The sequence below is a fragment of the Streptomyces sp. NPDC059897 genome (assembly GCF_042730865.1).
Classification (GTDB): Bacteria; Actinomycetota; Actinomycetes; order Streptomycetales; family Streptomycetaceae; genus Streptomyces.
Genome location: NZ_JBHWKQ010000039.1, coordinates 63,869 through 72,887, shown reverse-complemented (window position 1 = coordinate 72,887; position 9,019 = coordinate 63,869). Strand labels below are relative to the sequence as shown.

Sequence of the window (9,019 nt, the reverse complement as noted above, 5' to 3'; positions counted from 1 at the left end):
CAGATTGCTGGAGACGGGGTATCAACAAATTTTGGCGTTGATTTTTGGCACGCTGTTGAGTTCTCAAGGAACGGACGCTTCCTTTGTACTCACCCTCGCGGGCTTTCCTCCGGGCGCTTCCCTTCGGTCTTGCTTTTGTTCTTGCTGTTTTACGTTTCCGACTCTATCAGATCGTTTTCCGATCCGTTTTCCTCGGTCCCGCTTCGCTTTCCGGCCTTTCGGCTTTCCGGCGAGTCCGACTCTATCAGATCCTTTCGGGCCTGATTCCCAGTCAGGGGGGCTTGTCTTCCCGGCTGTTGGGCCGTTCCGACGTCCCAAACATTAGCGGATTCCCGGCCCCCGAGCGAATCGGGGGTTCGGAATTGAATTCGGGCACGCCGAATAGAATCCCGGCTGGGAGATCGTGCTGAGGTTGGGTGCCGCTTGAGCGGCGGATGTGCCGCCGCAGAACCGTTACGGCTCCGTGGCAACTCGAGGTACCTTACGGATCGGGGAGGGCCGTGTCAACCCTCCCCTGTGGCCGACTTCAGTCGAGGTCGTTGAGGCGGCCGCCGGCGTCCGGCTGGGCGTCTTCCACGCGACGTAGAAGACGGGTGAGGACCTCGCCGAGGGCGCCGCGTTCCTTCGCGGTGAGGTCCTGGAGCAGGTCCTCCTCGAAGACCGTGGCGAGGCGCATCGCCTCCAGCCACTTCTCGCGGCCCTCCGCGGTCAGCTCCACGATGACGCGGACGCGGTTGCTCTCGTCGCGGTCCCGGGTGACCAGGCCCTCCTGGACCATGCGGTCGATGCGGTGGGTCATCGCGGCGGGCGTCAGGCCGAGGCGCTTGGCGAGGTCGCCGGGGCCCAGGCGGTACGGGTCGCCCGAGAGGACGAGGGCCTTGAGGACCTCCCAGTCGGTGTTGCTGATCCCGATCTCCGCGGTCTGGCGTCCGTACGCCACGTTCATGCGGCGGTTGAGTCTGCCGAGCGCCGAGACGATCTGCTCGACCTGGGGGTCGAGGGCGTGGAACTCGCGCTGATACGCGGCGATCTGCTCTTCGAGCGTCGGCTCGGCGGCCGGCGCGCCTTGGGTGTCCGCCATGGCGCGAAGTATGGCACGGGAGTGATTGGCGTTGAAGTCCTTGCGTGTGTACTCTTTAGCTTCGAACTTTAGCTTCTAAGTCTTCAGTACTAAGACCCGGACCAGTGGCCGGGCCAGTGAAAGGGCAGGTGAAAGTGACCAGGGCGATGGGCGCCGCGATGCGCCGGATTCAGGTGGGCAGCGCGCTGAGCGCGTTCGGGATCGGCTTCACGGTTCCGTTCCTCTACGTATATGTGGCGGAGGTCCGAGGTCTTGGGGCGAGTGCGGCGGGCATCGTGCTGGCCGCGTTCGCCATGGCCGCCCTGGTCGTCCTGCCCTTCACCGGTCGTGCCATCGACCGGCGCGGCCCGCTGCCCGTGCTCGTCGCGGCCTCGGTCGTGGCGTCCGTGGGAGCGGTCGGCCTCGGGCTCGCCACCAATGAACCGGCGGCCATCGTGGGCGCCGCGGTGCTGGGCGCCGGGACGGCGGTGCTCCAGCCGGCGCTCGCGACCATGATCGTGTGGTGCTCCGCTCCGGAGACGCGCACCCGGTCGTTCGCGACGCAGTTCTTCCTGCAGAACCTGGGCCTCGGCATCGGCGGGCTCATCGGCGGCCAGATCGTCGACGAGACCAGGCCGGACAGCTTCCTGCTGCTCTTCTCCATCGAGGCCGTGATGTTCCTGGTGCTCGCCGGGATCGTGCTGACCGTGCGGATGCCGCAGGCGCCCGCGCTCGGTGAGGCCGTGCCGAACGGCGAGGGCAACGGCGGCATGCGGGCGCTGCTCGGGCACCGGGCGATGGTGCAGCTGTGCGTGCTCGGGTTCGTACTGTTCTTCGCCTGCTACGGGCAGTTCGAGTCGGGTCTGAGCGCCTACGGAGTCGAGGCCGCCGGGATCTCGGCGTCCACGCTCGGGATCGCGCTCGCCGCCAACACGGCGATGATCGTGATCGCCCAGTTCGCCGTGCTCAAGCTCGTCGAGCGCCGCAAGCGCTCGCGGGTGATCGCCGCGGTCGGCCTCATCTGGACCGTCGCGTGGCTGGCGGCCGGGTACGCGGGGATCGGGCACGGGAGCCAGGCGATGGCGACCGCCGCGTTCATCTCCACGTACGCGCTGTTCGGCCTCGGTGAGGCGATGCTGTCGCCGACCGTGGCGCCGCTCGTCGCCGATCTCGCTCCGGCCGGCATGGTCGGCACGTACAACTCGGCCTTCGCGCTGGTGAAGCAGCTCGCGCTCGCGGTCGGTCCTGCCGTGGGCGGGCCGATGGGTGCCGCGCTGCACGGTCCGTACATCGTGACGTTCGTGCTGTTCTCGCTGGCCATCACCGTGCTCGCGCTGCGGCTCGGCAAGCGGCTCACGCCGGTGCAGGACCAGCCGTCGCTGGCCGGCACGCGCGTGGTCATGCGCAGTGCGCCGGAGCCGGCCGCCGCGGAGGCGTAGGCACTCAGCCCGCGCCTTCGGGCAGCACGAACTCGCACCACACCGCCTTGCCGCCGCCCGGCGTGCGCCGCGATCCCCAGTTCGAGGCGATCGAGGCGACGATGGCGATGCCACGGCCCGCCTCGTCCGCCGGTTCCGCGCGGCGGCGGCGCGGCAGGTGGTCGTCCCCGTCGGTCACCTCGATGATCAGGCGGCGGTCCGTGCGGCGCAGCCGCAGGCGCATGGGCGGGGTGCCGTGCTGGAGGGAGTTGGCGACGAGTTCGCTGGCCGCGAGGACGCCCAGGTCGTGGAGTTCGTCGGCGAAGCGCCAGCTGGTGAGGACGCCGGACGCGAAGGCACGCGCGCGTGGTGCCGCCTCCACGCCGCCGAGCAGTTCCAGCGCCGCGTTGCGGAAGCGCTCGCCGTCGGTGCCCTTGCGGGCCGGGTGCTGGAGGACGAGGACCGCGACGTCGTCGTCGTGCTCGGCCGTGACGCCGGCCGCCCGGATCAGTCGGTCGCAGACCACCTGGGGCGTGCCGGTCGCGCCCGCCAGGGCGTTCTCCAGCGCGGCCACTCCCTCGTCGATGTCCTCGTCGCGCCGCTCCACCAGGCCGTCGGTGTACATGACCGCCGTGGAGCCCGCGCCGAGCGGCACCGAGCCGGAGGTGTGCAGCCAGCCGCCGGTGCCGAGCGGCGGGCCAGTGGGCTCGTCGGCGCGGTGGATCGTGCCGTTCTCGTCGCGTACGAGGATCGGCAGATGGCCGGCGGACGCGTAGACGAGACGGCCCTCGTTCGGGTCGTGGACGGCGTAGACGCACGTGGCGATCTGGTGCGGGTCGATCTCCGTAGCAAGGCCGTCGAGCAGTTGCAGGACCTCGTGCGGGGGCAGGTCCAGGCGCGCGTAGGCGCGGACCGCCGTGCGGAGCTGGCCCATGACCGCGGCCGCCCGGACACCGCGGCCCATGACGTCGCCGATCACCAGGGCCGTGCGGCCGCCGCCGAGGGTGATCACGTCGTACCAGTCGCCGCCGACCGCGGCCTCCGTGCCGCCGGGCAGGTAGGTGGCGGCGATGCGCAGGTCGTCGGGTTCCTCCAACTCCTGTGGCAGCAGCGAGCGTTGGAGCGTGACCGCCGTCTCGCGCTGTTCGCTCTCGCTGGTGCGCAGGCGCTCCGCGGCCTCCGCGTGGTCCGTGACGTCGGCCGCGAAGATCAGCACGCCCGGTCCGTCCGCCGTCTCCAGCGGGGTGCAGGTGACGGTGTACGAGCGGCCGCCGGAGGTCTTGCGGGACTTGACCGTGCGGGGCTTTCCGCTGCGCAGCACCTGGTCGAGGAAGGGCAGCAGGCTGAGCTCGTCGAGCTCGGGCAGCGCCTCGTGGGCGGGCTCGCCCGCGGTGCGCTCGCCAAAGGCCGCGACGTAGGCGTCGTTGACGTACGCGATGCGGTGTTCGGGGCCGTGCACCAGTGCGACGAGGGCGGGGATGCGGTCGAGGACCTCGCGTACGGGCAGCTCGTCGACGCCGCCCTTCTCGGCGGGCGCCTGCGCGGACAGGTGTTCGGCGCGGGCGGCGGGGACCGCGCCGTCGGCCGGCTGGGGTCCGCCGTGGTCGGCCCGGGCCGCCGCGCGGCGCTGCGTTCCGGGGAGCCGGGCGCTCCAGCGCGTGAAGTTCACAGGGGAAAAGCCTCGTGGGTTCGAGGGTGGGCGAGGAGCCCGCCCGGGGTCGTGGACCAGTCTGGCCGACCGTACTGACAAACGTCAGACGCCGGTCCGCGGGCGGGAGTTCCGCGCTCCGGTCACCGGTGCTCGGTCAGGGGCGTCAACAGCGCGGTCAGGGCGACCCCTTCGGGTTTTCCGGGGGCCCTTGCGGGGTGTCGCGGGAGGGTCCGCCAGATGGGTCCGTAGGAGGGACCGCTCCGGCCGCGAGTTCGAACTCGGCGCGGGGCTGTTCCAGCGAGCCCAGCGAGACGATCTCTCGCTTGAACAGGCCGGAGAGCGTCCATTCGGTCAGGACGCGGGCCTTTCGGTTCACGGTGGGCACCCTGCTGAGGTGGTAGACGCGGTGCATGAACCAGGCAGGGTAGCCCTTCAGTTTGCGGCCGTAGACGTGTGCGACGCCCTTGTGGAGGCCGAGCGATGCCACCGAACCGGCGTAGGAGTGCTCGTAGTCGGTGAGCGGTTCGCCGCGCACGGAGGCCGCGATGTTGTCGCCGAGGGTGCGGGCCTGGCGCACCGCGTGCTGGGCGTTGGGCGCGCATTCCTTGCCGGGTGCCGTGACGTCGGGGACGGCCGCGGCGTCGCCCGCCGCCCACGCGTGCGGGGCGCCGTCGACGGCGAGCGCGGCGGTGCACTTGAGGCGACCGCGTTCGTTCAGCGGCAGGTCCGTGGCGGCGAGCAGCGGGCTCGGCTTGACGCCCGCGGTCCACACGACCGTGCGCGTGGGGAAGCGGGAGCCGTCGCTGAGCACCGCTACGCGGTGCTCGCAGGATTCGAGCCGGGTCTCCAGGCGTACGTCGATGTTGCGGCCGCGCAGTTCGCGGATCGTGTACTGGCCCATCTCCGGGCCCACTTCGGGCAGGATCCGGTCCGAGGCCTCCACCAGGATCCACTTCAGGTCCTCGGCCTTGACGTTGTGGTAGTACTTCGCCGCGTACCGGGCCATGTCCTCCAGCTCGCCGAGCGCCTCCACGCCCGCGTACCCGCCTCCTACGAAGACGAAGGTGAGCGCCGCGTCGCGGATCGCCGGGTCGCGCGTGGAGGAGGCGATGTCGAGCTGTTCGATGACGTGGTTGCGCAGGCCGATGGCCTCCTCGACGGTCTTGAACCCGATGCCGAAGTCGGCGAGCCCGGGGACCGGGAGCGTGCGGGAGACCGAGCCGGGAGCGAGGACCAGTTCGTCGTAGGTGAGGGCGGCTGCGCCCGTGCCCTCCTCGTCGCTGGCGAGCGTCGTGTACGTGGCCGTGCGCTTGGCGTGGTCGATGGACTGCGCCTCGCCGACGATCACCTGGCACAGGTCGAGCGCGCGGCGCAGCGGGACGACGACGTGCCGCGGCGAGATCGATCCGGCGGCGGCCTCCGGCAGGAAAGGCTGATAGGTCATGTACGGGTCGGGGGTGATCACGACGATCTCCACGGCACCGCTCTTGAGCTCCGGTTTGAGCTTCTTCTGGAGCCGCAGGGCCGTGTACATCCCGACGTATCCGCCGCCGACTACAAGAATGCGCGCAGGTTCCCTCACCCTCCCATGACGCATCGGGCCCATGCGTTTGTCCACAGTCCCGACCATTTGTATGACGACCAGAAGTGCCCCTTGTGGACCGGCGGTCGGCCCGCGCGCGCGGGAGGTGCCCAGGTCAGCGTCCACAGCGGGGCCGTGGGCCGGGGCGGAGGGCGGCCGGGCGGTCATGGCGAAATCCCGCACATACTCCTTTCGAGGGGCACCCGGTGCGGAACCTGCCTCTTCTGAATCGCTCCCGGCTCAACTATGTTCGTCTCTTGTCGGGGTGTCTGGGGGGATACGCGGGCGATCGGGAAGCTCCCGGAAATCGCTGTCTGTTCCTCCGACTCCGACAGACAATGGCGGGGAGTGTCTCCGGGGGGAGACGTCATTACCGGGGGAACACATATGCACATTCAGGACTCTCATTGGACCTCGACCTCTGCCGTCGCACCCTCGGGTGCGGCCGTGGGGGCCAACGGGCGGGGCGCGGGCGACAGTTCGCGCTCCACGCCGCTGCGTGTGGACGCACAGCGCAATCTGGAGCATGTGCTGCGCGCGGCCAGGGAGGTCTTCGGCGAGCTGGGGTACGGGGCACCCATGGAGGACGTGGCGCGCCGCGCCCGCGTCGGGGTGGGCACGGTGTACCGGCGCTTTCCCAGCAAGGACGTACTGGTGCGGCGGATCGCCGAGGAGGAGACCGCTCGGCTGACGGACCAGGCGCGCACGGCGCTCGGCCAGGAGGACGAGCCGTGGTCGGCGCTCTCGCGCTTCCTGCGGACCTCGGTCGCCTCGGGCGCGGGCCGACTGCTGCCGCCGCAGGTGCTGCGGGTCGGGGTCGCCGACTCCGAGGAGGGCGTGCGCGGCGAGCCGCGCGTTCCCGAGCAGCGTGCCGCGACACCGGAGCTGCGGCTCGTCGAGCAGCAGCCGGCGGTCGGCGGCGAGGGCCTGCCCGCCGACGACGCGGGCGCCGCGACGCTCCTCGATGTCGTGGGCCGGCTCGTGGACCGCGCCCGGGAGGCCGGTGAGCTGCGCGCCGACGTGACCGTGGCGGACGTGCTGCTGGTGATCGCGACGGCGGCCCCGTCGCTTCCGGACGCCGTGCAGCAGGAAGCGGCCTCGGCCCGGCTGCTCGACATCCTGCTCGAGGGGCTGCGCTCACGGCCCGCGTGAGCGCCCGGATCCTCACCGAAACATGGGGGTGACCGCGAGTCGACCGGACGGTCACTCGCGGTCAACTCACGTTTACGGCACGGTGGTTGATGCTTCCCCGAACGAGTGATCCTTAGGGATCGCGCACGCGAAATCTCCACGGATGAGTGGTTGCCGTGCAGCAACCACTTCGCGGGCCCGTGCGTGTGGCACTCTTTCCCGGTGATCGGGTCAGAGTGGGCGGTCGGGGGCATTCCGCAATGAGCGTTGACGGGCGGGACGAGCAGCGGCCCGAGGGCGGCGGGACAAGTGCCGAGAGCCTGCCCTCGCGGCAGGTGCCGAGCCAGGGCGGTCCGGGGCGCACGCCCGCGGAGCAGCCGGACATGCAGACGTCGGTGCCGCCCCAGCGCGAGAGCGGCTCGGGCCCCGGCGCTGGCGACGGCGACGCACCGGCGCCGTCCTCCGATGCCGACCTGATCGGCCGCATGCGCGCGGGCGACGACAGCGCCTACGAAGAGCTGTACCGCCGCCACTCCGCCGCCGTGCGCCGCTACGCCCGCACCTGCTGCCGCGACGGGCACACCGCCGACGACCTCACGGCCGAGGTCTTCGCCCGCACCCTCCAGGCGGTGCGCAGCGGCAGCGGACCCGAGCACGCGGTGCGCGCCTATCTGCTGACCACGGTGCGCCGCGTCGCCGCGGGCTGGACGAAGTCGGCGAAGCGCGAGCACCTCGTCGACGACTTCGCCGTGTTCGCCACGCAGGACGCCCGCTCGCTGGAGGCCAGCGACGACGACACGCTCGATCTGGGCGCCGACGTCCGCGCGATGCACGAGGCCGAGCAGTCGATGGCCATGCAGGCCTTCCGCTCGCTGCCCGAGCGCTGGCAGGCCGTGCTGTGGCACACGGAGGTCGAGGAGGAGTCGCCCAGCGAGGTCGCGACGCTCTTCGGGCTCGACGCCAACGGCACGCGCGTGCTCGCCAAGCGCGCCCGCGAAGGCCTGAAGGAGGCCTACCTCCAGGCCCACGTCTCGACCACGCTCACCCAGTCCGAGGACTGCGCCCGCTACGCGGACCGGCTCGGCGCCTACGCGCGCGGCAGCCTGCGCACCCGGGCGGAGCGCGGCCTGCGCAAGCACATGGACGAGTGCGCCAAGTGCCGGCTCGCGGCCGGTCAGATCAAGGAAGTCGCCAGCGGCATCCCCGGTGTCGTGCCGATCGCGGTCATCGGATGGTTCGGCGCCGCCGGGTACGCGAAGGCCGCGGCGTTCATCGGCGGTGGCGCCGCGAGCGCGGCGGGCGCGGCCGGGGCCGGTGCGGCCGCGGCGACGGGCGGCGGCTCCGCGAGTGGCGGCGCCGCCGGTGGCGCGGCGTCCGAGGGACTCGGGGCGCCCGCGAAGGCGGGGATCGCGGCCGGTGTGGTGGCCGCGGGCACCGCCGTCGCGCTGGCGATGGCGCTCACCGGCGGTGACCCGAAGCCGAAGCCGGAGGCGCGCGAGCAGGCGCCGCCGCCCGCCTCGCAGCCGATCGAGCCGAAGAAGCCGAAGCCCGAACCGAAGCCGCCGCAGCCGGAGCCGAAGCCGCCGGCCCCCAAGCCGACACCACCCAAGCCGGCCCCGAAGCCCACGCCGCCTCCGAAGCCGAAGCCCAAGCCGACCCCTCCGAAGCCGAAGCCGCCGGCCCCCGAGCCGACCCCGCCGAAGCCGACCCCGAAGCCGACGCCCCCGCCGGCCCCGAAGGTCTTCCCGGTGAACGAGCTGCGGTACGACACCACCGGTGACGGCTCGCAGCCGGAGATCCGCCTCGGCGAGAGCAGCTGGGTGTGGCAGCGCTACGGCATGTCGATCGCCGACAAGCAGTACGCGAAGGGCGTCTCGGTGCACTCGCAGTCCTCCGTCACCATCGACCTCAACCGCAGCTGCACGACGTACGACGCCTTCGCCGGGGTCGACGACATGACGCTGGGCCTCGGGGCCGTCCGGTTCTCCGTCTACGTCGACGGGGCGCGGGCCTGGAGTTCGTCCGTGGTCAAGGGCCGCCAGCCGGCGGTGCCGGTGCACGTGAACGTGTCGGGGGCGAAGTCGATCCGGCTCGTCACCGAACCGAAGACCCCGGCCGACTCGGTGGCGGTCGCCGACTGGGCGGAGTCCCGCTTCACCTGCACCTGATCAGCCGGC

At 71.5% G+C, this 9,019-nt stretch carries 6 protein-coding genes; 3 read left to right on the top strand and 3 right to left on the bottom strand.

The window, feature by feature from the left end:
* Positions 1 to 526: 526 nt before the first annotated feature.
* Positions 527 to 1,081 carry a MarR family winged helix-turn-helix transcriptional regulator gene (locus ACFV9W_RS31380; protein WP_385767687.1) on the bottom strand — a complete coding sequence of 185 codons (555 nt, stop codon included), beginning with the start codon at positions 1,079 to 1,081 and terminating at the stop codon, positions 527 to 529.
* 146 nt (positions 1,082 to 1,227) lie between these two features.
* Here ACFV9W_RS31380 and ACFV9W_RS31375 point away from each other — a divergent pair, with 146 nt between their 5' ends.
* Complete coding sequence (locus ACFV9W_RS31375; protein ID WP_385767693.1) at positions 1,228 to 2,499, top strand: MFS transporter; 1,272 nt, start codon at positions 1,228 to 1,230, stop codon at positions 2,497 to 2,499.
* Positions 2,500 to 2,503: 4 nt separating this feature from the next.
* Here the strand turns inward: ACFV9W_RS31375 and ACFV9W_RS31370 are convergent, their stop codons facing one another.
* Together ACFV9W_RS31370 and ACFV9W_RS31365 are read right to left on the bottom strand one after the other, a co-directional pair.
* Positions 2,504 to 4,147 (bottom strand): SpoIIE family protein phosphatase, encoded by a 1,644-nt coding sequence (locus ACFV9W_RS31370; protein WP_385767684.1) that lies wholly within the window; start codon positions 4,145 to 4,147, stop codon positions 2,504 to 2,506.
* A gap of 157 nt (positions 4,148 to 4,304) precedes the next feature.
* The gene (locus tag ACFV9W_RS31365; protein WP_385767680.1) at positions 4,305 to 5,726 is read right to left on the bottom strand and encodes an NAD(P)/FAD-dependent oxidoreductase; all 1,422 of its coding nucleotides are present in this window, start codon (positions 5,724 to 5,726) and stop codon (positions 4,305 to 4,307) included.
* Positions 5,727 to 6,098: 372 nt separating this feature from the next.
* Between ACFV9W_RS31365 and ACFV9W_RS31360 the strand changes: the two genes are divergently transcribed.
* Positions 6,099 to 6,863, top strand: coding sequence for a TetR/AcrR family transcriptional regulator (locus ACFV9W_RS31360; RefSeq protein ID WP_385767677.1), 765 nt, complete (start codon positions 6,099 to 6,101; stop codon positions 6,861 to 6,863).
* 239 nt (positions 6,864 to 7,102) lie between these two features.
* A complete protein-coding gene (locus tag ACFV9W_RS31355; protein ID WP_385767674.1) occupies positions 7,103 to 9,010 on the top strand; it encodes a sigma-70 family RNA polymerase sigma factor in 1,908 nt (635 codons plus the stop codon).
* Positions 9,011 to 9,019 lie beyond the last annotated feature (9 nt).

What these genes read in the sequence shown, in the direction of transcription:
- ACFV9W_RS31380 (WP_385767687.1), bottom strand. Translation starts at nt 1,081, where the DNA reads ATGGCGGACACCCAAGGCGCGCCGGCCGCCGAGCCGACGCTCGAAGAG.
- ACFV9W_RS31375 (WP_385767693.1), top strand. Translation starts at nt 1,228, where the DNA reads ATGGGCGCCGCGATGCGCCGGATTCAGGTGGGCAGCGCGCTGAGCGCG.
- ACFV9W_RS31365 (WP_385767680.1), bottom strand. Translation starts at nt 5,726, where the DNA reads ATGCGTCATGGGAGGGTGAGGGAACCTGCGCGCATTCTTGTAGTCGGC.
- ACFV9W_RS31360 (WP_385767677.1), top strand. Translation starts at nt 6,099, where the DNA reads ATGCACATTCAGGACTCTCATTGGACCTCGACCTCTGCCGTCGCACCC.
- ACFV9W_RS31355 (WP_385767674.1), top strand. Translation starts at nt 7,103, where the DNA reads ATGAGCGTTGACGGGCGGGACGAGCAGCGGCCCGAGGGCGGCGGGACA.